This window comes from Roseivivax sp. THAF30 (assembly GCF_009363575.1).
Taxonomy (GTDB): domain Bacteria; phylum Pseudomonadota; class Alphaproteobacteria; order Rhodobacterales; family Rhodobacteraceae; genus Roseivivax; species Roseivivax halotolerans.
Genome location: NZ_CP045389.1, coordinates 2695035 through 2719133 on the forward strand (window position 1 = coordinate 2695035; position 24099 = coordinate 2719133).

General features: G+C 65.8%; 20 protein-coding genes. 2 read left to right on the top strand and 18 right to left on the bottom strand.

Annotated features, from left to right (window positions below; genetic code table 11):
• Positions 1–71: 71 nt before the first annotated feature.
• The 7 genes from FIU91_RS12980 to FIU91_RS13010 all read right to left on the bottom strand — a co-directional run bounded on the left by FIU91_RS12980 (position 72) and on the right by FIU91_RS13010 (position 7093).
• Positions 72–1517: a UdgX family uracil-DNA binding protein gene (locus FIU91_RS12980; RefSeq protein ID WP_152462780.1), complete on the bottom strand. Its 1446-nt coding sequence runs from the start codon at positions 1515–1517 to the stop codon at positions 72–74.
• Positions 1517–2749: a putative DNA modification/repair radical SAM protein gene (locus FIU91_RS12985; RefSeq protein ID WP_152462781.1), complete on the bottom strand. Its 1233-nt coding sequence runs from the start codon at positions 2747–2749 to the stop codon at positions 1517–1519. Before FIU91_RS12985 ends, FIU91_RS12980 begins: the two co-directional genes overlap by 1 nt.
• 63 nt (positions 2750–2812) lie before the next feature.
• Entirely contained in the window at positions 2813–3478 is a 666-nt protein-coding gene (locus FIU91_RS12990) for a DUF1045 domain-containing protein (RefSeq protein ID WP_152462782.1), read from the bottom strand.
• Positions 3479–3563: 85 nt separating this feature from the next.
• On the bottom strand, positions 3564–4397 hold the full coding sequence (locus FIU91_RS12995) for a metal ABC transporter permease (RefSeq protein ID WP_152462783.1): 834 nt from the start codon (positions 4395–4397) through the stop codon (positions 3564–3566).
• The gene (locus FIU91_RS13000) at positions 4394–5257 is read right to left on the bottom strand and encodes a metal ABC transporter permease (RefSeq protein WP_305793828.1); all 864 of its coding nucleotides are present in this window, start codon (positions 5255–5257) and stop codon (positions 4394–4396) included. Before FIU91_RS13000 ends, FIU91_RS12995 begins: the two co-directional genes overlap by 4 nt.
• Positions 5254–6147, bottom strand: coding sequence for a manganese/iron ABC transporter ATP-binding protein (locus FIU91_RS13005; RefSeq protein ID WP_093010689.1), 894 nt, complete (start codon positions 6145–6147; stop codon positions 5254–5256). Before FIU91_RS13005 ends, FIU91_RS13000 begins: the two co-directional genes overlap by 4 nt.
• Positions 6148–6202: 55 nt before the next feature.
• The gene (locus FIU91_RS13010) at positions 6203–7093 is read right to left on the bottom strand and encodes a metal ABC transporter substrate-binding protein (protein ID WP_152462784.1); all 891 of its coding nucleotides are present in this window, start codon (positions 7091–7093) and stop codon (positions 6203–6205) included.
• Positions 7094–7223: 130 nt separating this feature from the next.
• Here FIU91_RS13010 and FIU91_RS13015 point away from each other — a divergent pair, with 130 nt between their 5' ends.
• A complete protein-coding gene (locus tag FIU91_RS13015) occupies positions 7224–7649 on the top strand; it encodes a Fur family transcriptional regulator (protein ID WP_152462785.1) in 426 nt (141 codons plus the stop codon).
• On the opposite strand, the gene FIU91_RS13020 is transcribed toward FIU91_RS13015, so the two are convergent.
• The 9 genes from FIU91_RS13020 to FIU91_RS13060 form a co-directional block, all read right to left on the bottom strand.
• Positions 7646–8971, bottom strand: a complete 1326-nt coding sequence (locus FIU91_RS13020; protein WP_152462786.1) for an aspartate aminotransferase family protein — start codon at positions 8969–8971, stop codon at positions 7646–7648. The two genes, FIU91_RS13015 and FIU91_RS13020, sit on opposite strands and share 4 nt — an antisense overlap.
• Positions 8972–8973: 2 nt before the next feature.
• On the bottom strand, positions 8974–9402 hold the full coding sequence (locus FIU91_RS13025) for a universal stress protein (protein WP_093010682.1): 429 nt from the start codon (positions 9400–9402) through the stop codon (positions 8974–8976).
• Positions 9403–9413: 11 nt separating this feature from the next.
• Complete coding sequence (locus FIU91_RS13030) at positions 9414–12050, bottom strand: TRAP transporter permease (protein WP_152462787.1); 2637 nt, start codon at positions 12048–12050, stop codon at positions 9414–9416.
• A gap of 124 nt (positions 12051–12174) precedes the next feature.
• Positions 12175–13146 (bottom strand): TAXI family TRAP transporter solute-binding subunit, encoded by a 972-nt coding sequence (locus FIU91_RS13035; protein WP_093010678.1) that lies wholly within the window; start codon positions 13144–13146, stop codon positions 12175–12177.
• Positions 13147–13344: 198 nt separating this feature from the next.
• A complete protein-coding gene (locus FIU91_RS13040; RefSeq protein ID WP_152462788.1) occupies positions 13345–14274 on the bottom strand; it encodes a hypothetical protein in 930 nt (309 codons plus the stop codon).
• Positions 14275–14276: 2 nt separating this feature from the next.
• Complete coding sequence (locus FIU91_RS13045; RefSeq protein WP_093010675.1) at positions 14277–14804, bottom strand: winged helix DNA-binding protein; 528 nt, start codon at positions 14802–14804, stop codon at positions 14277–14279.
• Positions 14801–16105, bottom strand: a complete 1305-nt coding sequence (locus FIU91_RS13050; RefSeq protein WP_152462789.1) for a TRAP transporter large permease — start codon at positions 16103–16105, stop codon at positions 14801–14803. Before FIU91_RS13050 ends, FIU91_RS13045 begins: the two co-directional genes overlap by 4 nt.
• Complete coding sequence (locus tag FIU91_RS13055; protein ID WP_152462790.1) at positions 16105–16656, bottom strand: TRAP transporter small permease; 552 nt, start codon at positions 16654–16656, stop codon at positions 16105–16107. The genes FIU91_RS13050 and FIU91_RS13055 overlap by 1 nt, the downstream gene beginning before the upstream one ends.
• 67 nt (positions 16657–16723) lie before the next feature.
• A complete protein-coding gene (locus FIU91_RS13060) occupies positions 16724–17707 on the bottom strand; it encodes a TRAP transporter substrate-binding protein (protein WP_254701958.1) in 984 nt (327 codons plus the stop codon).
• Positions 17708–17847: 140 nt separating this feature from the next.
• Between FIU91_RS13060 and FIU91_RS13065 the strand changes: the two genes are divergently transcribed.
• The gene (locus FIU91_RS13065; protein ID WP_152462791.1) at positions 17848–21474 is read left to right on the top strand and encodes a hydantoinase B/oxoprolinase family protein; all 3627 of its coding nucleotides are present in this window, start codon (positions 17848–17850) and stop codon (positions 21472–21474) included.
• Here FIU91_RS13065 and FIU91_RS13070 read toward each other — a convergent pair.
• Both FIU91_RS13070 and FIU91_RS13075 read right to left on the bottom strand, forming a co-directional pair.
• Entirely contained in the window at positions 21471–22517 is a 1047-nt protein-coding gene (locus tag FIU91_RS13070; protein WP_152462792.1) for a glycosyltransferase family 4 protein, read from the bottom strand. The two genes, FIU91_RS13065 and FIU91_RS13070, sit on opposite strands and share 4 nt — an antisense overlap.
• Complete coding sequence (locus FIU91_RS13075) at positions 22514–24097, bottom strand: ABC transporter permease (RefSeq protein WP_152462793.1); 1584 nt, start codon at positions 24095–24097, stop codon at positions 22514–22516. The genes FIU91_RS13070 and FIU91_RS13075 overlap by 4 nt, the downstream gene beginning before the upstream one ends.
• Positions 24098–24099: the final 2 nt, after the last annotated feature.

Sequence of the window (24099 nt, forward strand, 5' to 3'; positions counted from 1 at the left end):
CTAAACGGGGTGAGAGGCTTTTGGGCACATCCTGGCGCAGTTTGCCGCCTCCAGAGATAGCACCAAACGCGCTAGCGCCCCGCCTCGGAGAGCGACCGGGCGAGCGCAAGGTCGGACACCAGCTCCGCCTCGGCGCGCGCCTGCGCCGCCTCGTCCTGAAGGCGCAGGATATAGGACGGATGCCAAGTCAGGAGCATCTCGGTCCCATCCTCGAGCAGCTCAGCGCGCCCGCGCCGGCGCGCAATGTTCTTGCCCGAGCCCGTCAGCGCCTCCGCCGCCGTTGCCCCCATCGCGAGGATGACGCGGGGCTTCACCAATTCGCGCTCGAGATCGAGCCACCAACGGCACGCTTCCACCTCGCCGGCATCGGGGCGCTGGTGAATTCGGCGACGGCCGCGCGCCGAAAACTTGAAGTGTTTCACGGCGTTGGTCACGAAAGCCGCGCTCCGTTCAACGCCCGCCAAGGTAGCGGCGCGGTCGAAGACTTGCCCTGCCGGCCCGACGAAGGGGCGCCCCTTGAGATCCTCGTGGTCGCCCGGCTGCTCTCCGACGATCATCAGCGCGGCCTCTTTCGGCCCCTCGCCCGGTACGACCTGCGTCGCATGGCGGCAGAGATCGCAGCGCGTGCAGCCCTGCAGATCTGCGGCCAGCGCCGCGACCGGCCCATCCGCGCCAGGTTTCGCAAGCACCCGCGCGGCGTGATCGCGCAAGGCCAGCGCGCGGCGGTCCGGCACCATCGCGGGCTGTGCTTCGGCCATTGCACGCACCCGCGCCTCCGCCCCGTCGATGAGCGAGGGGATCAGTTCTGCCTCGGGCAGGTTCTTCCAGTACTTCCGCGGCATCTCGGCGCACATCGCCTTCACCATGACCCGCGCGGGATTGAAGATGGAGGCGTAATAGGTCCGCCAAAGCTCCTCGGTCGCGTCTTCAGGCGGACGCTCGGGCGCTTTCGTCTCCTCGAAACGAAGCGTGCCGTCCGTGAACCGTGCCGTCAGATCCGGGGTGGCGATGACCCAATCCATATCGCCGAAGCGTTTGGCGAAGAACGGCGCGCCGCGCTCGAGGCAGGGGTGATCGTGCTCGAACCATGCCGCGAAGGCGCGGCGCTCGCCTTCGCCCTCGACCTCGCGGAACCGCACGAAAGCATGCATCTTGTGGATGTCGCGGCCGACGGCCTTGGCGTGTTCCAGTAGCGTGCGAACATCGCGATCCGCGCGGTCGCCCCACATCACCTCGCGGGCCGAAAGCCGCAGGATCAGCCGGTAGGCGCGCGCGAAACGTTCGGGATCGGAATGGAAGAGCGCGGTCTCGATGGTCTGGATCGCGGCTTTCGGCAGGGACAGGCGGCGAGCCTCGCGCGGCGCAGCCACCGGCTCGGCCCCGGCGAACAAATCCTGCGCGCCCTCCCCGCGCGACCAGAGCACCGCCTCTGCGGGCACGCCGTCCTGCGCGAGCGCACGCGCCTCGCGCCGCCAGGCGGCCACCGTGCCCACGCGCGGCAGCACCACCTCCCGCATCAGAAGAGTGCCATCTGCTCGGGTGGCGGCGCGAACCTCGCGCGCAGATGTTCGGTCTCGAGCATACCGCGCGGGCTCCACCCGCCTGCCACGATGAAGGGCTGCGCGTTCTTCATGACCGCGCCCATCGCCTTGAGATGCTCATAGCGCACAAGGCCACGCCGCCGCGCCGCGATGAGCCGGCCTACAGTCTTCGTCCCGAAGCCCGGCACGCGCAGCAATGCCTCGCGCGGCGCGCGGTTCACATCGACCGGAAAGAATTCCCGATGCTCCAGCGCCCAGGCAGTCTTGGGATCGACATCGAGATCGAGCATCCCGCTCGTGCCGCCAATCTCCTCGACCCCGAAATCGTAGAATCGCAAGAGCCAGTCGGCCTGATAAAGCCGATGCTCCCGCTTGAGAGGCGCGGGCTTCAACGGCAGCGCGCGCGCGGGGTCCGGGATCGGCGAGAAGGCCGAGTAATAGACGCGGCTCAGCCCGTAGCTCGCATACAGATCGGAGCTTTGCGTGAGAATCGTCCGGTCATTGGCCGTGTCCGCCCCGACGATCACCTGCGTCGATTGCCCGGCAGGCGCAAACCGCGCGGGCCGTTTGCCTCGCCAGCTTTTGCCGGTGCGGCTCTCCTCTCGCCTCAGGCGAACATCGGCCATCGACTTGCGGATACCCACCACGTTCTTTTCTGGCGCAAGTTCTTTCAGCGACGTCTCCGTCGGCATCTCGATATTGATCGACAACCGGTCGGCATATTTGCCCGCCTCGTCGATCAGCTCCTGGCTCGCGTCGGGAATGGTCTTGAGGTGAATGTAGCCGCGAAAGCCTTCCTCTTGCCGCAGCTTCCTGGCGATCCGCACCATGTCGGCCATCGTATCGTCTGGTGAGCGGATGATGCCCGAGGACAGGAACAGCCCTTCGATATAGTTGCGGCGATAGAACTCCACCGTCAGGTGCACGACCTCCTCGACCGAGAAACGCGCCCGCTCCACCCGGCTCGAGGCGCGGTTGATGCAATAGGCGCAATCGTAGATGCAGAAGTTCGTCATCAGGATCTTCAGAAGGCTGATGCAACGGCCATCCGGCGCATAGGCGTGGCAGATGCCCGAGCCCCCCGAAGAGCCAAGCCCCTTGCCGTCGCGGGAATCCCGCCGCTCCCCGCCCGACGAGGCGCAGGAGGCATCGTATTTCGCCGCATCCGACAGGATCGCGAGCTTTTCAGAGAGAGTTCGCTTGGCCATATGTTCTTATATTGTTCTTGCCCACCCCCTGGCAAGAACAGCCTGCTCACGAGAGCGATAGCGTCAGCAGGCTTTGGACATCCGTGCCCGAGAAAGCGTGAAGCTTTCGATCGCATGAAACCGCCCGAGGGCATCCTCGCCCATCAGCGTCACGTCCTGCATCACCATCGGCCGGTCGAGAACCGGGGCGAAAAAGGACCGGGCCTGTGCCTCGACATCCTCGGGCACCCGCGCATCGCTGAGCGTCAGATGCGGATGGAATTCCGACAGCACATAGGGATACCCCCAGGTTTTCAGGTTCTCTTCCTGCACAGTCGTCAGGCCCCGGCCACGCCGCCGCGCCAATTCCACCTCATCGGGCGGCGCGCGGAAGGCATCGAGCTCCCGCACGAGCCGTCCCGCGATCTCCGAAATGCCGGAGGTGTCGCTCGGCGCCATGACCCAGATCTTCCCCATCTGCCGCAGCTCCAATCGGCCGAGCGACTGCGGCTCTGCACCGGCGGCGATGTCGGCCAGCGCCTGCGACAACGCCGCCTCGCTGCACCCTTCGGCAAGCGCGAAGGGAGGCTTAAGCGTTGCGTGAAAACCGTAGCGCCGCGCTTTCGGTGCTTCGATCTCGGGCGTGGCGATCCTGCGGGCATTGTGGATGTCCCAGCCCAGCCACGATGCCCCGAGTTCGCCCAGGTGCCCCTCGGGTGCCCAATATACCGCGTAGCGTGTCCAGCTCATCGCGCATCCCCCTGCATTAACCACTCGCGAGTCGCGCCGACGTTAACACCATTCGGGCGAAACGCGTCACGCCTCTCCTTGAGCCTTACGCCGCACCGGTTATCCGCCGCGTGACGATTTGGCGATAGATGAATGCGAGAATGAAGAAGACCGTCAGGATCAGAACGACCGTGGGCGCTGGCGCACTATCGAGAAAGAAGCTCGCATAAGCGCCCGCGAGCATTGAGACAACGTTGACGATTACGGCCACGGCGAGCATCGCCCGGAAGGTCCTCACCAGAAGGAACGCGATAGCGCCGGGCGCGATCAGAAGACCGATCGCGAGGATGAGTCCCGCCGCCGAAAGCGTCGCGACAATGGTCAAGGACAAGGCAGCCAGAAGTCCGTAATGCAGAAAATCGACCGGAAGGCCCGAAGCACGCGCCTGCGCCGGATCGAAGGCGTGCAGGACGAGATCCTTCCAGCGCAAGAGAAGCGCGGCCGAGACGATTGCCGAGATGATCGCAGCGGTCCAGAGCTCCGAGGGCTCCACCCCGAGCATGTTGCCGAACAGGATGTGATCGAGATGCATGTTCGTGTCGACAGCGACGTACAGCACGATCCCGAGCCCGAACATGCCCGAGAAGACCACGCCCATCACCGTGTCTTCCTTCACCCGGCTGTTGCCCGAGAGGTACCCGGTGGCCAGCGCGCAGATCATGCCCGCGACGAATGCACCGAGGATGAGCGGCGCGCCGATCATGTAGGCCAGCACGATGCCCGGCAGGATAGCGTGACTGACCGCATCGCCCATCAGTGCCCAGCCCTTGAGCACGAGGAAACAGGACAGGAGCGCCGTGGGCACGGCGACGAGCGCCCCGATCAAGAACGCGTTCTGCATGAACGGAAATTGCAAAGGCAGCAGAAGCTCATCGATCATGCCTCCACCTCCTGCAGGGCCGCGCGCGCCTTCGCCCGCGCCGCGAGCCGGCCATGTTTCGGCGCGAAGACGAACGCGGTCAGGAAAATGAGCGTCTGCAGGACGACGATGATGCCGCCCGTCGCCCCGTCGAGGAAATAACTGGCATAGGCGCCGAGAAAGCTTGTCACCGTGCCGATTGCGACCGAAGTCGCGATGAGCCGCGGAAAGCGGTCGCAGAGAAGGTAAGCGGTTGCCCCCGGCGTGACGACGAGCGCGATGACGAGGAACGCGCCGACCGTCTGCATCGCCGCCACGACCGATGCCGCGAGAAGCGCGAAGAACACGACCTTGAGCGCGCGCGTCGGCAGCCCGATCGTCCGGGCATGCGTCTCATCGAAAAAGGTCACGAGCAGGTCTTTCCACTTGGCCAGAAGGATCGCCAGCGTGACGATCCCGATCAGTGCCAGCTGCACCGTGTCCGACGGCGTGATGGCAAGGATATTGCCCATCGTGATGGTCTGCACCGAGACCGAGACCGGGTTGATCGACACCATGAAGAGGCCGAGCCCGAAAAAGGAGGTGAAGATCAGCCCGATGATGACATCGACCTTGAGGCCCGAGCGATCCGAGAGAAACAGCATCGCGCCCGCCGCAAGACCGCCCGCGATGAACGCGCCGAGCGCGAAAGGCAGCCCCAGCATGTAAGCCCCGGCAACTCCCGGCACCACCGAATGGGACAGCGCGTCGCCGATCAACGACCAGCCTTTCAGCATCAGGAAGGAGGACAGGAAGGCGCAGACCGCGCCAACGAGCGCCGAGACCCACATCGCGTTGGTCATGTACCCGTAGGAAAACGGCTCGGCGAGGGTCGCGATCATTCTCGCGGCTCCGCCGTGTGCGTGCGCTCGCCGTATTGCACGAGCGGACGTTCGTCGTCGGTGAAGATGCTGACGCTGCGCGCGTCCTCGTCGTCATGCAGCGTATCGCCGCCGAGCGTGAAGTGGCGCAAAACGCCGCCGAACGCCGCCTCAAGGTTCTCGTGCGTGAAGACATCCTCGGTCAGCCCGTAGGCAAGGACCGTGCCCTTCACCAAAACGGTGCGGTCGCAGAATTCCGGGACAGAGCCGAGATTGTGCGTCGAGACCAGCATCACCCGGCCCTCGTCCCGAAGATCCCGCAAGAGCGCAACGATCTGTTCTTCGGTCTTGACGTCGACCCCGGTGAACGGCTCGTCGAGGAGGATCACCTGACCTTCCTGTGCCAGCGCACGCGCCAGGAAGACACGTTTGCGCTGACCGCCAGACAGCTCCCCGATCTGGCGATGGCGCAGGTCTGTCAGGTTCACGCGGGCAAGCGCGTCGTCCACCGCCTGTCGGTCGGCAGCACGCGGGCGGCGCAGGAAGCCCATATGCCCGTAGCGGCCCATCATCACGACATCCTCGACGAGGACCGGAAAGCTCCAATCCACCTCTTCTGCCTGCGGGACATATGCGACGAGGTTGCGTTTCAAAGCCTCGCGCACGTTCCGGCCCAGCACGCTGATCTCGCCTGCCGAGGCAGGCACGAAGCCCATGATCGCCTTGAAGAGCGTAGATTTCCCCGCACCGTTCACGCCGACAAGCGCCGCGATGGTGCCGCGCGGGATGTCGAAGCTCGCATCGCGGAGCGCGGTATGGCCGTTCCGATAGGTGACGGTCGCACCCGATACGCGCAGCCCCTCTTCTGGCTGCGCTGCGGTCGTCGTTTCGATCTCGGTCGCGTCTCGCATCAAAGCTCGCCTTTCCGGCATCGATCTAGATTGCCAGAGCGTTCCGGCGACTGCCTCATTCCGATGCCCCGGTCAGCCCGTCCACGATCGTGCGCGACGTCACTTCCAGAAGGTCGAGATAGGTCGGCACCGGACCGTCCGCCTCGGAGAGCGAGTCCACGTAGAGGACGCCCCCGAACTCCGCGCCCGTCTCGCGCGCCACCTGCTCCGCGGGCCGTGTGCTGACGGTGCTCTCGCAAAAGACGACCGGAATATCGTTCTCTCGGACACCGTCGATCACGGCCCGGACCTGCTGCGGCGTGCCGACCTGGTCGGCGTTCATCGGCCAGAGATAAAGCTCCTGAAGACCGAAATCCCTTGCGAGGTAGCTGAACGCGCCCTCGCAGGTGACGAGCCAGCGATCGTCCTCTGGCAGATCGGCGAGCGCGTCGCGCAAGGGCCCTATCCGGTCCCGCAGCTCGGCCTTGTAGGCGTCGGCATTGGCGGCATAGGTCTCGGCGTTGTCCGGATCCTGCTCCGACAGCGCCTCGCGGATGTTGTCGATATAGACCATCGCGTTATCGAGCCCCATCCAGGCATGCGGATTGGACTGACCCTCATACGACCCACTGGCAATCGGAATGGGGTCGATGCCTTCGGACAAGGTCACGGACGGCACATCGCCGAGATTGCGCAGGAATTGCTCGAACCAGAGCTCGAGGTTGAGGCCATTCCACAGCAGAAGATCCGCATCGGAGGCCCGCACGATATCCTGCGGTGTCGGCTCGTAGCCGTGTATCTCCGCGCCGGGTTTCGTGACCGACACGACCTCCGCCGCATCGCCCGCGACGTTCCGGGCCATGTCCGCCAGCACCGTGAATGTCGTCGCTACCTTGAGCCGCTCCTGTGCGGCAGCCGCCTGGGCAAGCCCCAGAGCGAGAGCGGATAAGAGCAGCGTCCTACGCATGTTGCACCTTTCAGAAATCCAAAAGTCCGATTGCCTCTCAGTTGATGCAAATGGTTCGCAAAGTCAAATTAATTGCGAACCGTTCGCATAAAATCTTGAGCCGGATCGCAGCTTGGGTCATGGTCCGGGCATGGCAGGTGATTTCTACAGCAGTGAGGGCGACGCGGTCCTCCGCGAAGCCGGGCTCCGGGTGACGCGCCAGCGGCAAGCCATCGTGCGCGTGCTCTTCGAGGCCGAAGATCACCCGGATGCCGAGCAGGTTCTCTCCCGCGCGCGCGACAAGGACGCAAGCGTGAGCCAGGCGACCGCCTACCGGACCCTCGGCGCGCTGGCCGACAAGGGGCTTTTGCATCGCCACATGTTCGACGGCGGCGTGACCCGGTTCGAGCTTGCCACGCGGCCGCACCACGATCATCTGATCGACGTGGAAAGCGGCGAAGTCATGGAGTTCGTCTCGGACGAGATCGAGCGTCTGCAACGCCGGATCGCGGCGGAATATGGCTACGACATCGTCGCGCACCGGCTGGAGCTTTATTGCAAGAAGCGTCGTTCCTAGGCGGCGAGCGCCGCGTCGATCGCGCGCGACAGCTTGTCAGTCAACTCGCCGATCTGGTCTTCGGAGATGATGAAAGGCGGGGCGAGCAGAATGTGATCGCCATGCTTGCCGTCGATCGTGCCGCCCGCGGGATAGCAGATCAGCCCTTCGGCGAGCGCGGCCTTCTTGACCTTGGCGTGAAGCTTCAGCTCAGGGTCGAAGGGCGCTTTCGTGCCGCGATCCGCGACAAGCTCGACCCCCCGAAAGAGGCCCCTCCCCCTGATGTCGCCGACATGCGGGTGCTGGCCGAAGGTGGCTTGCAACCGATCCGTCAACGCCTGGCCCCGGTGCCTGACCTGAGGCAAGAGCTCCCGCCCAAGGATCGCGGAAAGAACTGCGTGCCCGGCCGCCGCCGCCAGCGGGTGCCCGTGATAGGTATGCCCATGCTGAAAGCTGCCCGAGCCGCCCTCGATAGCACCGAAGATCCGGCCCGAGCAAAGCATTGCGCCGATTGGCATGTAACCGGCTCCGAGTCCCTTGGCGACGGTCACGATATCGGGTGAGATCCCGTCCTGTTCGCAGGCAAAGAGCGTGCCCGTGCGCCCCATCCCGCACATGACCTCGTCGAGGATCAGCAGGATGCCGTGGCGGTCGCAGATCTCGCGGATGCGCTTGAAATAGCCCCGCACGGCGGGCACCGCGCCCGCGGTCGCACCCACGACTGGCTCCGCGATGAAGGCCATGACCGTCTCCGGGCCGAGCCGCGCGATCTCGTCCTCAAGCTCGTTGGCGGCGCGCAAGCCATAGTCCTCGGCGCTCTCGCCGTCCTCGCGCAAACGGTATTCGTAGCAAGGCGCGATATGCGAGGTCTCGACCAGAAGCGGCGCGTATTTCTCGCGCCTCCAGGCATTGCCGCCTGCTGCAAGCGCGCCAAGCGTGTTGCCGTGATAGCTTTGCCTTCTTGCGATCACGCGGTGACGCTCTGGCTCTCCCGTTTCCAGAAAATACTGGCGCGCAAGCTTGATCGCGGCTTCGACCGCCTCTGACCCGCCGGACAGAAGGTAGACCTTTTCGATCCCCTCGGGCGCGTTGGCGATCAGCAGATCGGCAAGTCCCTCGGCCGCTTCGGACGTGAAGAAGCCGGTATGCGCGAAGGCGATCCGGTCGAGCTGGTCATGGATCGCCGCACGCACATCCTGGTCGGAATGCCCAAGGCAGGACACGGCCGCACCGCCCGATCCGTCGAGATAGCTCCGTCCCTCGGCATCCCGGATGTAGCACCCTTCGCCCGAGACAGCCGTCGGCATCGCCGCGGAAGACCGTCCGAAAACATGACCGGCCATGCTCAGCTTCCCCTGACCACGTAGACCGACCGTTTTGCGTGCCGCACGACCCGGGCGGTGTTCGGCCCGAGAAGGTAATCTGCGACATCCGGCGTCTGCGCGGCCATGACGATATCGCTCACGTCGAGCCGCTCGGAGGCGCGCAGGATCTCGTCGTAGACCCGACCATGCGTGACATGCGGATGCACCTCGATCTCGGGCGGGATGTTCGTGTTCACCCAGAGCGTGAGTTTCTCGCCGACCTCGTGCAGGGCGCGCTTTTCGAACTCGGCGTCGAAGAAGCCGCCGACCACGGACATACCGAAATCGGGGATTACCGTCAGGACATGCAGAACCATGTCCGGCCCGCCGAGATGCAGCGCGGCTGGCAAGGCGCGGGCCCAACTGGCTTCGGTGGATAGGTCGATGGGCAGAAGAACGGATTGGGACATGGGCGCGCTCCTCAGAAAGCCGGCTTGGTCTGGCGGCGGCGCTGCATCAGGATCACGAGACCCAAAAGCAGAAGCGCCGGGATGTAGAACACCTGCGCCGGGATGCGGTCGCGCGGGATCTGCACCTGGGCCAGTCGCACCGGATCTTCGGCGTAGAAGTCGAAGCTCGACAGTTTCTCTGCCGTCGCGGTGCCGAACATCGGCTCGTCGAGCCGGACGCTGTCGCCTTCGGGGAAAAGGAGCAGACCGGAATTCTGGATCCGTTCCTGCGCGCTCGCGCCTTCGGCGTTCATCACGAGCGTCGTTTCTGCGGTGTCACCCGTGTTGAAATCAGGGCCCTCGACGCGCAGTCGCATCCGCGTGCCCTCCTCGACCTCGCCGAGCACCTCCTCGAACTGCGCGGGCGGGATTTCGCGGAACGGGCTCTGCACCATGTCCAGCCAGACATTGGGGACAAAGAGCGTGAAAGCCACGAGCAGGAGCGCCGCGCTTTCGTAGATCCGGCTGCGCGCAAGGAAATAGCCCTGCGTCGCCGCCGCGAAAAGCAGCATCGCGAACGTCGCGATCACGAAGACGAAGACCGCTTGGAAGATCCCCGGCCACGTCCCCAGATCGACCCCGTAGAGGATGAGCGTCGGATTGAAGATGAAAAGGAACGGCAGCGCGACGGTCCTGAGGGAATAGAAGAACGCCGTGAAACCCGTTCGTATCGGATCCCCTCCCGACACCGCCGCCGCGGCAAAGGACGCAAGGCCCACAGGAGGCGTCACGTCCGCCATGATCCCGAAATAGAAGACGAAGAGGTGCGCTGCGATCAGCGGCACGATCAACCCCTCCTGCGCGCCGAGCGAGACGACGACCGACGCCATCAGCGATGAGACGACGATATAGTTCGCCGTCGTCGGCAGCCCCATCCCGAGAATCAGAGAGAACAGACCGACCAGCACCAGCATGATGATGAGCACCCCGCCCGAGAGCTGTTCGACAAGCGCCGCAAGCTCGGTGCCGATCGGCGTTTTCGTAACCGTGGCGACGATGATGCCCGCCGCCGCCGTGGCGACGCCGATGCCGATCATGTTGCGCGCGCCCGCGATCAGACCCTCGCGAAGATCGCCGAGCCCGGCCTTGAACTGGGCGGCAAGCTCGCCCCCCTGCCCCCGGAACATCGCCTTCAGCGGCCGCTGCGTCACGATGATCGCGAGCATCAGCGAGGTCGCGTAGAAGGCCGATTTCGCGGGGCTCTGCCGCTCCACCATAAGGAACCAGACGAGCACGATGATCGGCAGCACGTAGTGCAGACCGGTCGCGTAGACCTCGCCCACCGTGGGCAGCTTGATCTCGGGATCGTTGGGATCGTCCTCCTTGAGATCGGGCTGCCGCGCGGCGATGGCGACGAGACCCAGATAGACCAGGCCGAGCACGGTCATCATGATCGGCCCGGTCAGCCCCGGCAGGACCGAACGCAGCCCGCCCACGAGATAGATAAGCGCGGTGAAGGCGACGCCAGCGATGGCGAAGCCCACGAAGAACTTGACCAGCATCCCGACAAAGGACTTCGCCTCTCCGAGGGCCGGCATGTCCTTCTTCAGCGCCTCGAGATGCACGATGTAAATCAGCGCGATGTAGGAGATCACCGCCGGGATGAAGGCGTGCTTGATGACCTCGACATAGGAAATGCCGATGAACTCCACCATCAGGAAGGCCGCGGCCCCCATGACGGGCGGCATGATCTGCCCGTTGACCGACGAGGCGACCTCGACCGAACCGGCTTGTTCATTGGTGAAACCGACCCGCTTCATCAGCGGAATGGTGAACGTGCCTGTCGTCACGACGTTGGCGATGGAGGAGCCCGAGATGAGACCCGTCATCGCCGATCCGACGACCGCCGCCTTGGCGGGCCCGCCGCGCAGATGCCCGAGCCCGGCAAAGGCAAGCTTGATGAAATAATTGCCCGCGCCCGCCTTATCGAGGAGCGAGCCGAACAGCACGAACAGGAACACGAATGCCGTAGAGACCCCGAGCGGGATACCGAAGACACCGGCCGTATCGAGCCATTGCGCGTTGATGAGCGCGGTGAAGCTGAGGCCCTCATGCTCGATGAGATCCGGGATCAGCCAGCCCGTGCCCATATAGGCGTAGAGCAGGAACAGCGACCCCACGATCGTCAGAGCCGGCCCAAGCGCCCGGCGCGAGGCTTCGAGAAGCACAAGAAGGCCGGTCGCACCGATCACGACCTGCGTGGTCGTTGGCAGACCCGACCGCGCGGTGGTCGCCAGATGGTCCGAGAAGAGGAAGATGTAGAAGGCGCAGAAGCCGCCGATCGCGGCGAGCAGCCAGTCTGCCAAGGGTATGTGCCCGCGCGGCGAGGACTTGAAGGCGGGATAGGCCAGGAAGGCCAGCACGATGGCGAAGGTCAGGTGGATGGGCCGCGTCTCGGACGAATTGAAGACCGGGGCATATTGCGCGAACCAAAGCATAGGCTGCGCGATCCAGAGCTGGAACAGCGACCAGGCCAGCGCCAGACCGGAAATCAGCAACGCCACGTTCCGGTTGGTCGGCGCACGCGCCCCGCTGTCGGAGCTGGCGACGAGATCCTGAAGCTCTTCGTCGCTGAACTGGCGGTTTCCGCCCTGATCCTTGTCGGCCATTTGCGTTTCCCTGTCCCGAAGGCGCATCCAGCCATCGCACGGGCCGGTTTTGCGAGAATATCCCGGGCCGAACATACGGCCCGGGATCTTGTGCAGAGCGCGCCCTAGACGGCGCGCGCCGGGATCATTCCATCAGGCCGGCTTCCTGGAAATACCGCTCCGCGCCAGCATGCAGCGGTGCCGACAGACCGTCATTGGCCATTTCTGCCGGATCGAGGTTGGCGAAAGCCGGATGCAGACCCTTGAACTGGTCGATATTCTCGAAGACCGCCTTCACGACCTCGTAGACGACATCCTCGGAGACGTCCGACGAGGTGACGAAGGTCGCGCCGACACCGAAGGTCGTGACGTCCTCGTCGGTGCCGCGATACATACCGCCCGGAATAGTGGCCTGACGGTAATAGGGATTCTCTTCGATCAGCGCTGCGGTCGCGTCGTTGTTGACGTTCACGAGGACCGAGTCGCAGGCCGTCGTCGCTTCCTGGATGGAGCCGGACGGGTGGCCGACCGTGTAGACCATCGCGTCGATGTTGTTGTCGCAAAGCGCCTGGGACTGCTCTGCCGCCTGCAGTTCGGAGGCGACGGCGAAATCGTCCATCGACCAGCCCATCTCTTCCATCAGCACTTCCATCGTGCCGCGCTGGCCGGAGCCGGGGTTGCCGACATTCACGCGCTTGCCCTGCAGATCCTCGAACGAGGTGATCCCGGCATCGGCACGCGCCACGACGGTGAAGGGCTCGGGATGGACCGAGAACACCGCGCGCAGGTTCTCCATCGCGCCCTGCTCTTCGAACTGCGAGGAGCCGTTATAGGCATGGAACTGCCAGTCCGACTGCGCGACGCCGAATTCCAGTTCGCCCGAACGGATCGCGTTGATGTTGTAGACCGAACCGCCCGTGGATTCGACGCCGCAGCGGATGCCATGCTCGGCGCGGTTGCGGTTCACCAGCCGGCAGATCGCGCCACCGGTCGGGTAATACACGCCGGTCACGCCGCCGGTCCCGATCGAGATGAACGTCTCTTCCTGCGCCATCGCGCCCGAGGCTCCGAGCGCAGTGGACACGGCGAATGCGGCGCAAATGATTGATTTCGACATGGATCTTTCTCCCAGATGGTTTTCGAACACGTGCGTCGTGATCGCTTGGCGAGGTGCGATGCCTCGCTCTTCAGCAAGTCTAGCGCTGCGAAAACAAAAAGCGCAACTCGATGGCGGCTTAAATAATCGCGAATTTGCGGCCGCACGAAACGATGCGTTGATCGCTAACACTACCGAACATGCGGTCGTCAACCCGGTTCAGGCGCGCGCGGCGCGGCCGTCTGTCAGCCACGGCAGCGCGAGTGGGGTCAGGTACATCGGGATCTGGTAGCACCCGATGAACACCATCAGCGGAAGCGTAGTCTCTGCGGGCACCGCTGCGAGGAAGAGCGCGAGGTTGCGATTGCCCCCGGCAATCGCGATGGCGCGGGATTTCTCGGCGGTCAGCCCCGACCGACGCGCACAGCTCCACGCGATGCGGACCTGGACCGCGTAGATCACGAGCGCGGCAGTCAGGCTGGCGATCAGCACTCCGGGCGTCTCGCGCGCCGCGGGAAGCAGCGCCGACATGAGCGCCACGACGATGACTGCCATCGCCAAGGCCATCGCGCCGTCGAACGCCGTCCGGTGATGAGGCGCGCGCAGGCGCGGGAACAGGCGGCGCAAGAGGACGGCGAGCGCAACGGCAGCCGCAATCACCACCAGAAGCCGCAGTGCCCCGGCCGCAACGGCGACAGGTCCGGGAAAGCTCGGCAACAGCGCGAAAACCGGCGCGGCCGTTAGCGGCAAGAGCGCCGTTCCAAGCGTCAGAAGCCGCAGCGCCAGCCCCGCATCCGCGCCAGACATCACCGCAAGACCCGGCGCGCCCGTGATCGGCGAGGCCGCGAGCACCAGGACCAGCGCCACGCCGAGCGGCGTCTCGAGACCGCCCAGCGCCCAAAGCAAAGCGCCCGCGACAAGCGGCGGCGCGGCCTGCAGCGCGAGCGTCAGAAGCACGGCCCGCCGCCCCGTGCCCGCACCCGGCAGAAGCGCGCGAGGCCCTTCGCGCAGAACGGCAAGGCAGAGCAGCACACCCAGAAGCGGAACGATCAGTGGCTCGGCGGCGCGGGCGAACCCCGGCAGCGCGATCCCGACGAGAAGTCCCGAGACCAGCAACCACCTTGCATGCCGCGCGCAGAAAAGGAGCATCCTCACAACGTGGTGGCCGCCCGCGCGGCATGATCGTAGCTGCCTGAAATCGCGCGCAGAAGCGCCGCAAGCCGAGACATGTCTTCCGGCGGAAAGCCCATCTCCCGCGCAAGCTCGATCAAGAGCCCCTCGCGGACCTTGGCGTACCGCGTGCAAAGCGCCGCCCCCGCCTCCGTGATGGTGACGGATTTCTCCTTGCCCTTGCGCGCGGTCGTGACGAACCCCGCCTCGGTCAGCTTGCGCACGGCGTAGCTGACCAGATGCGCGTCCTCGACATGCAGGACGAGCCGGATATCCCCCAGGGTCTTCGGCCGGTCACGATGGTTGACGAGATGCAGGATCAACACCTCGAGCGGGGCCATCCCCGGCGCCCCTGCCGCATCCATGCAGCGCACGATCCAGCGGTGAAACGCGTTGTTCGCCATCGTGAGGGCGTATTCGACCTCGGAGAGCTCCGGCAGCCCCGACGCGGCCAGATGCGCGGAGCTGACGACCGGGCCGATGCCGGTTTTTTCGGGCCGATCACTCATCGCGACAACATCGTTCCGGGAAGCCAGAGCGCGAGCTCGGGGAAAACCGACAGGATCGCGACCGCCAGGACCAGAAGCCCGAAGAACGGCGCGGCGTAGCGCGCGACGGTGAACATGTCACGCCCGGTGATGGTCTGGATCACGAAGAGGTTGAAGCCGACGGGCGGCGTGATCTGGCTCATCTCCACCACGAGGACGAGGAAAATGCCGAACCAGATCGGATCGATACCCGCCGCCGTGACCATCGGCAGGATGATCGAGACGGTCAGGACGACGATGGAGATCCCGTCGAGAAACATGCCCATGATGATGAAGAACACCGTCAGCATAGCCAGAAGCGCATAGGGCGAGAGGCCCATCTCGCCGAGGAGCCGCGCAAGATCACGCGGAATGCCGGTATAGCCCATTGCCACGGTCAGGAACGACGCGCCCGCGAGGATAAACGCGATCATGCAGGTCGTGACGGTGGCGGCGCGCAACGAGTCGAAGAGGCCCGCGAGGCCGAGCGCACCCGTCATCTGCGCCAGCACCAGCGCGCCGATCACCCCGATCACGGCCGCCTCTGTCGGGCTCGCGATGCCAAGGTAGATCGAGCCGATCACGGCGACGATCAGACCGACGACCGGCAGAAGCCGCGCCGCCGCCGACATCGCTTCGCCCCGGCTCACCCGAGGCTCAGCCTCCGGCATCCGGTCTCGATGCATGAGCGACCAGAGCATGATGTAGCCGCCGAACAGCATCGCCAGCATCAGCCCCGGTATCACGCCCGCCAGAAACAGCCGCGCAATGGATTGCTCGGTCGCCGCGCCATAGACGATGAGGATGATCGAGGGCGGAATGAGAAAGCCGAACGTGCCCGACCCGGCCAGCGTGCCGATCGCCATGCGGTCGTCGTAGCCGCGCGATTTCAGCTCCGGCAGGGACATCCGGCCTATCGTCGCCGTCGTTGCCGCCGATGAGCCCGACACCGCCGCGAAAAGCGCGCAGCCGAGGACGTTCACGTGCAAAAGCCGCCCCGGCAGCCGCGCGGTGAATGGCGCGAGGCCCGAGAACATGTCCGAGGATAGGCGAGAGCGGACCAGCACTTCCCCCATCCAGATGAACATCGGCAGCGCGGTCAGGTCCCAGACCGACATGCCGCCCCAGACCTTGGTGGCGAAGACGAGCTCGGGCGGCGCAGGAGCTGCGGCATACATCGCGACCATGCCGACCGCGATCAGAGCGAAGCCGACCCAGAGGCCAAGCGCCAGCGCACCGAACAGGACGACCACGAGAAGCGGAGCAAGGGTCGCGATCTCCATCAGTTGGCCTCCTCGGTGGCGGCTTCCGCCGCGAGATGGCCGGGCGTGCCGCCGCGTGCCAGGGTCACCGCCGCATCGACCAGCGCAACCGCGAAGAGCGCCAGGCCCAGCGTCATGACGCCTTGCGGTATGGCGAGCGGAATCGGGATGACGCCGTAGCTGACGGAATCGAATTGGTAGCTGTCGAGGGCCTGCAGCGCGCTCGACCAGGTGGCGAAAACCGCCAGCGCCGCGGCCGCGAGGGCCACGAGCGCGCCAAGCCAGCGCGCCACGCGCTCGGGCAGCGCTTGCGTGACAAGCTTGACGCGCACATGGCCCCCCGCCTGAAGCGTGCCCGCGAGGCCGAGAAACACCGCGGCGGCGAAGAAGAACGCGCCGAATTCGGCAAGCGAGGGGATCGTCAGTCCCGGCGGGGACAGCGAGAGCGCCAGCGCCGCGCGATCAAGCAGACGGCCCGCGATCTGCAAGGCGACGAGCACGGCGATGAGCCCGAAAGTGATCGCACTCAGCCAGAGGCCGGCATCGTAGAGACGGTCGAGAAAACGGCGCATCGGCGCACTCCGGGATCTGAGTTGGAAAATGGGTGGCGGGGCCGCGCGGGCCCCGCCTGGGGCAGGCTCAGGTGCCCGAGTTCCGGTAGGCGTCGATCACGGCCTGACCCGCGTCGCCGGCCTCTTCGAGCCATTCTTGCGTCATGGTCTCGCCGATTTCCGACATCTCGTTCGACAGCGTCTCGGAGGGCTGCGAGATCGTCATGCCATTCTCCTCGAGGGTCGCGATCCCGCTCTCGGTCTCGGCTTCGGACATTTCCCAGCCGCGGGTCTCGGCGGCCTCGGCGGCGTCCATGATGGCGGTCTGCTGCTCTTCGGGCAGCCCCTCGAAGGCCTTGGTGTTCACCATGACCATGTTCTTGGGCAGCCAAGCCTGCGTGTCGGTATAATGCGAGGTGAAGTCCCACGCCTGGCTCGACACTCCGGTCGAGGGCGAGGTGATCATCGCATCGACACGACCCGTCGCGAAGGCAGTCGGAATGTCACCCGTCTCGATCTGCGTCGGCACCGCGCCCATGAGCTGTGCGAGCCGCTCGGTTGCGGCATTGTAGGCACGGAAGGATGCCCCTTCGAGATCGGCAGCGCTTTCCACGGGTTCCTGCGTGTAAAGGCTCTGCCCCGGCCACGGCACCGCGAACAGAAGCGTCAGACCCTGCTCGGCCAGTTTTTCTTCGACGGCGGATCGCGAAGCTTCCCAGAGTGCGCGGCCTTCATCGTAGCTCGAGGCAAGGAACGGGATCGAATCGACGCCGAAGACCGGATCTTCGTTCGCGAGACGCGACATCAGCACCTCGCCGATGGGCGCAAGGCCCCGGCGCACCGAATCCTTGATCTCGGGATGCGCGAAGAGCGAGCCAGCAGAATGCACGGTGATCTCGACACCGCCATCGGTGGCCGAGGAGACATCTTCGGCGAATTGCATGATGTTCTGCGTATGGAACACGCTGTCGCCATAGGGCGTCGGCATATCCCATTCGGCGGCGAAAGCGGGCAGCGCGAGGCCGGCGGAGAGCACCGCGGCCGAAACGCTTCTCAGAAGTGTGCTGGTCATGTGTATCATCCCTGTTGTCTCGGCACGGCTTTGTTCGAGCGGCCGGATCGCCGCACCTGGATCCGGATATGTCGAGGTTGACCAGACAGTGATAATTTGTCAACGATTTGTCACTGAACTGGAGATGAGAGGGATCGGCCATGCCGTCGGATGCAGCAAACAGATGGGATTTCTGGATCGACCGGGGTGGCACCTTCACCGATGTGATCGGGCGCGCGCCCTCGGGAGAGCTTTCCGCGCTGAAGCTGCTGTCCGAGAACCCAGAGGCCTACGAGGATGCCGCGATCGAGGGGATTCGGCGCTTCCTCGACGTGGCCCCGGGCCAGATCCCTCCTGAGCGTGTCGGCACCGTCCGCATGGGCACGACGGTCGCGACCAACGCCCTTCTGGAGCGTAAAGGCGACCGGACGCTCCTTCTCATCACCAAGGGCTTTCGCGACGCGCTCCGCATTGCCTACCAGGACCGGCCCGACATCTTCGCGAAAGAGATCGTTCTGCCCGAGATGCTCTACGACCGCGTTGTCGAGGTCGAGGAGCGCGTGCGCGCGGACGGTACGGTCGAGACGGAACTCGATCTCGATGGCGCAAAAGACGCGCTCGCGGCTGCCAAGGCTGACGGTATCGACGCGGTGGCCATCGCGCTGATGCATGCCTGGACCGCACCTCAGCACGAAGAGCAGCTCGCCGAGGCCGCGCGCGAGGCCGGCATGGGCCAGGTCTCGGTCAGCCACGAGGTCTCTCCGCTCATCAAGCTGGTGGGGCGCGGCGACACGACTGTCGTCGACGCCTACCTCACCCCGATCCTGTCCCGCTACGTGGAGCAGGTGGCGAACGCGCTCGGCGCGACACCGCCTGACGAGGACGGCCCGACCCTGCAATTCATGATGTCCTCGGGCGGATTGACCGCTGCCGACCGGTTCAAGGGACGCGATGCGATCCTGTCCGGCCCGGCGGGCGGCGTCGTCGGCATGGCGCGCACCGGGCAGATCGCGGGCGAGGAGCGGGTGATCGGGTTCGATATGGGCGGCACGTCAACCGATGTCGCGCATTTCGACGGCTCGTTCGAACGCACCTTCGAGACGCAGGTCGCGGGCGTCCGAATGCGCGCGCCGATGCTGCGCGTCCATACCGTCGCGGCGGGCGGCGGATCCATTCTTCATGCCGATCCGGGCCGCTTCCGCGTCGGCCCCGACAGCGCGGGCGCCGACCCCGGCCCCGCCTGCTACCGCCGCGGCGGTCCGCTCACCGTGACCGACGCGAATGTCATGCTGGGCAAGCTCAATCCCGACTTCTTCCCGGCGATTTTCGGCGAGGGGCAGGACCAGACGCTCGACCGCGACGCCGTCGCCGCGAAATTCGCAGAGATCGCGGAGGCCGAGGGCAAGTCCAGCGAAGAGGTCGCCGAAGGCTTCCTGCGCATCGCCGTCGAGAACATGGCCAACGCGATCAAGAAGATCTCGGTCCAGCGCGGCTACGACGTGACGCGCTATCTGCTCAATGCCTTCGGCGGCGCCGGCGGGCAACATGCCTGTCTCGTGGCCGATGCGCTTGGAATGACGAAGGTTCTGGTGCATCCGCTCTCGGGGCTCCTGTCGGCCTACGGAATTGGCCTCGCCCGCGTCACCGAACAACGCCAACGCGCGCTCGAGGTCGATCTTGGCGCAGACGCGGCCGGCCGGATCGCCGACACGCTTGGCGGGCTCGAGCGGGAAGTCAGGGACGAGCTTGCCCAGCAGGGCGTGCCGGACGAGGGGCTTACCCTGACGCCGCGCCTGCATCTGCGCTACGCTGGCACGGACACGGCGATCCCGATTGCCTGGGATGGCGACATGACCCGCGCGCGCCAGGCGTTCGAGGCCGCACACGAGGCCGAGTTCGGCTTCACCGACCCCGATGCGACTCTCGTGGTCGAGGCCGCCGAGATCGAAGGCCAGGCCGCAGAGCCTGCCGCCGATCCCGAACCCTCGGACACGCCGGACCCCGGCGAAGCGGAATCCGAAACCGAGGTTCCAGTCTATTCGGGCGGCACCACCCACGATGCCCGCATCGTCCGCCGCGAGGCCCTCACGCCGGGCCGGCATGTCGATGGCCCTGCCCTCATCATCGAGCCGAACCAGACCATCGTCGTGGAGCCTGGCTGGCGCGCCGAGGTGACCGCGCGCGATCACGTGATAATGACGCGCCGGGAGAAAGCCAATCGCGCGGACGCCATCGGCACCGAGGCCGATCCGGTGCTGCTCGAGGTCTTCAACAACCTCTTCATGAACATCGCCGAACAGATGGGCGTCGCGCTGCAAAAGACCTCGCGATCGGTCAACATCAAGGAACGGCTCGACTTTTCCTGCGCGGTCTTCGACGCCTCGGGGGCGCTCGTCGCCAATGCGCCGCACATGCCGGTGCATCTGGGCTCGATGGACCGCTCGGTCGAGACGGTCATTCGCCTCAACGAAGGCAAGGTACGGCCGGGCGACGTCTTCGCGCTCAACGCGCCCTATAACGGCGGCACGCACCTCCCGGACATCACTGTCGTCACACCGGTCTTCGACGAGGCCGGGGAGCGCATCCAGTTCTGGGTCGCCTCGCGCGGGCACCACGCCGATGTCGGCGGCGTCGCACCCGGCTCGATGACGCCGCTGGCGACCAGCGTCGACGAGGAAGGCGTCCTGATCGACAATTTCCGGCTCGTGGAAGCCGGGCGCTTCCGCGATGCGGAGATCCGCGAGGTGCTGACCTCCCATGCCTACCCCGCGCGCAACCCCGATCAGAACGTCGCCGATCTCAAGGCGCAGGTCGCGGCCAATGCCCGTGGCGCGGCAGAGCTGCGCGCGATGATCGACCAGTTCGGGCTCGACGTGGTCGAGGCCTATATGGGTCACGTCCAGGACAACGCCGCGGCGGAAGTCGCCCGCGTGATCGGGCGTCTGTCCGACGGGGAATACGAATACCCCACCGATACCGGCCAGGTGATCCGCGTGAAGATCAGCGTCGATCGCGACAAGGGCGAAGCGACAGTCGATTTCACCGGCACGTCCGAGGCGCGAAAGAACAACTTCAACGCGCCCGAGCCGGTCACACGGGCGGCGGTCCTCTACGTCTTCCGGGTGATGGTCGAGAGCCCCATCCCGATGAATGCGGGCTGCCTGCGGCCGGTGAAGATCGTGATCCCCGAGGGCTGCATGCTCTCCCCCGCCTACCCCGCCGCGGTCGTCGCGGGCAACGTGGAGACGAGCCAGCATGTCACCAACGCGCTCTTCGGTGCGCTTGGCGCGATGTCCAACTCCGAAGGCACGATGAACAACCTCACCTTCGGCAATGACCGGCACCAGTATTACGAAACCCTCTGTTCGGGCAGCCCGGCGGGTCGGCGCAACGACGGCACCGGCTTTCACGGGACGAGCGGTGTGCATGTCCACATGACCAATTCGCGTCTGACCGATCCCGAGATTCTCGAGCTGCGCTATCCCGTTCTGCTGGAAGAATTCCGGATCGACGAAGGCTCGGGCGGCAAGGGAGAGTTCAATGCGGGCGACGGCACGACGCGTCGCATCCGGTTCCTCGAGGATATGGAGCTCGCCATCCTGTCGTCTCACCGGGAGCGCCCGCCGCAGGGAATCGCGGGCGGCCAGCCGGGACGCGTGGGGCGGACGGAGATCCACCGCGCGGATGGCCGCGTCGAGACGCTGCGCGCCGCCGATCAGACCGAAGTATCGGAAGGAGATGCGGTGGTCGTCGTGACCCCCACGGCGGGCGGCTACGGCGCGGCCTAGATTGCAAGACCGTCGAGAACGCGTGACGCGATCCGGCAGGTCTCGGTCCAGTCGGGCAGTGCAGCGCCGTACCGTCGGGCGGCGGCGGCACGAGCTTCGCGTTCGGCCGCATCGGTGAGAAGCGCGCGCAGCGCCGTGGCGAATGCTTCGGAATTGTCGGGCGGCACGAGGCGTCCGGCCTCGGACGGCACGGTGTCCGGCACTGCCCCCGTGTCGCAGCTGACAATGGGCAGGCCATGGGCCAGCGCCTCGTCGAAGACGATGCCGTAGCCCTCGTAGCGCGTGGCGAGCGCGAAAATCGACGCCTGCGCGTAGAGCCGGGTCAAAGGCTCCTGCTCCACCCGTCCGGCAAGGCGCACGCGTCCACCGAGGCCCAGATCTCGGTGAAGCTGCGCGAGGTATTCGGCATGGGCCGGATCATGCGCGCCGCCCACGATCACGGCCTGCCAGTCGAGATCCGTCACCTCGGCCAGTGCCCGCAGCAGGATGTCGTTCCCCTTGCGCGCATGCTGGATGCCCACCGACAGGATCAGTGGCGGAAAGACGGGTGCAGCGGGGTGCCTCGGCGGCTCGGTCCCGGGCCGCGCGATGGTAATGCGCTCGGGCGGGACGACATATTCCTCGATCAGGATGCGCCTCGTATGAGGGCTCGGGACGAGCACATGCGCCGCCAGCGCGAGGTTGTCCCGCTCGGTTCGGAAGAGATGATCCCGCCGCGCCGGCTCGAGCCCACTCTCGTGAGCGAGCGGATGATGAATCATCCCGACAATCGGCGCGCGCACCCGCGCCAACCCCTCCGTCGCAATGGAGCCGTAGACAAGTCCGTCGAGGATCAGCGGGCATTCGGACGACAGGCCGCATAGCTGCGCGATCGCGTCATCCATGTCCTGCGCGCTCGGATCGGGGAAGGATGCGCCAAGCTCGATATGCGTGACGTCGCGGCCGAGCGCGCGCAGCCCCTCGAGAAGGCGGCGCTCGTAGATGTAGCCGCCCGTCAGCGTGGTGATGTCGCCCGGAATGGCAAAAGCTGCGGGTGCGCTCATGCCAGTTGCTCCGGCGCATAGATCCCGAGGATGCGCCGCTCCACCGCACCGACAGCGGCATATCCGAGCGCGGACAGGACAGAGACCAGCACCACCGAAGACCAGAGCATGTCGTAATCCGACAGCGAGGCCGAGATCGCCATGAGCGAGCCGATTCCGTTGCCCGTGGCAAGCCATTCGACCACGGTCACGGCAAGGACCGATGCAGGGACCGCCATGCGCGCGGCGGCGAAGAAGGCCGGCAGCATGGCCGGGATACGCACCCGCAAAAGCCGCGTCACCGGCCCCGCCGCATAGCTGTCGAACACGTCCATGATCTGCCCCGGCGCTTGTCTCAGCCCATGCAGCGAGGCAACGAACGTGGGAAAAAAGACCATCACCGCGACCAGAACGATGGTCCCGACCGCGCCCCGTCCGAGAAGCAGCACGACAAGCGGCGCGGTGGTGACGATGGGCACGGAGCGGAGCGCGATCGCCAGCGGCATGGCGGAGCTTGCGATCATCGGCACGAGGATCAGAAGAACCGCGAGGCCCGCCCCAGCCAAGAGACCCGCGAGGTATCCCGGGATGAGGAACAGCGCGGTCTCGCCCAGCGCGGCGGCAAGTGCCGTGCGCGTCTCCGCCGCGTCATCGTCGAGGAAGAGCGCGGCAAAGACATCGTCCGGCCCCTTGGCGAAGAACGGGTTGAGCCCGAAGGCCCAGAGCGCAAGCCACCATGCACCCAAGGCAATGAGCGTGACGAGACCCGCATCGACCCAAGCGGCAAGACGGCCACGGCTCGCGCCTGCCGGGGCCGCCAGGATCACCGGCGGCGCGTCGAGTAGAACCCGCCGTCCAAGCGCTCCGATCGCGATATAGGCGAGGATCGACACCGCCGTCGCGACGGTGGCAAGTCCCCAGGTCATCTCCACGTCGAGCGCGCGGATCGCCTGGACGGTCAGCACGCCCATGCCCCGCTCGGCGCCCGTGAATTCCCCCACCATCGCACCGAGGAATGCGGCCGGGGCGGCGATCTGCAGACCGGCGAAGAAGTAGGGCAAGGACGCCATCGCGCGGACATGCACCAGCGTCGCGAACCGCCCGCGCCCGTAACTGCGAACGAGATCGAACCAGCTTGACGGCGCGGCCCGCAACCCCACGAGAAGCGGGATCAGCGTCGTGTAATAGACCGCAAGCGCGGCGAGCGTGACCTGCGGCCCCGCGCCCGGCCCGTAGAGCACACGCAGGATGGGGCCGGTGGCCACGAGCGGCAGGCAGAAGACCAGCAGGGCAAGGCCGGTTACCACCCGTTCCGCGCGGGGCCAGGCGAGTGCGACAGCGGCGAGCGCGATTGCCGCGACATTGCCGATGACAAACCCGAACGCGGCATTGGTCAGCGTCTCGCCAAGCGCGCGGGCCATGAGCGCGCGATCCTCGACGAGGTAGGCCAGAACCTCGGTCGGCCCCGCGAGAACGAAAGCGTCGGTCAAAAGCCGGGCGGCAAGTTCCCAACCGATCAAGAGGACCACAAGCCCCGGCAAGGCGCGCGCGCGGCTCGCCTGTATCCGCCAAAGGCTCGTGCCCGTCCAGCTTGCCGCCATGC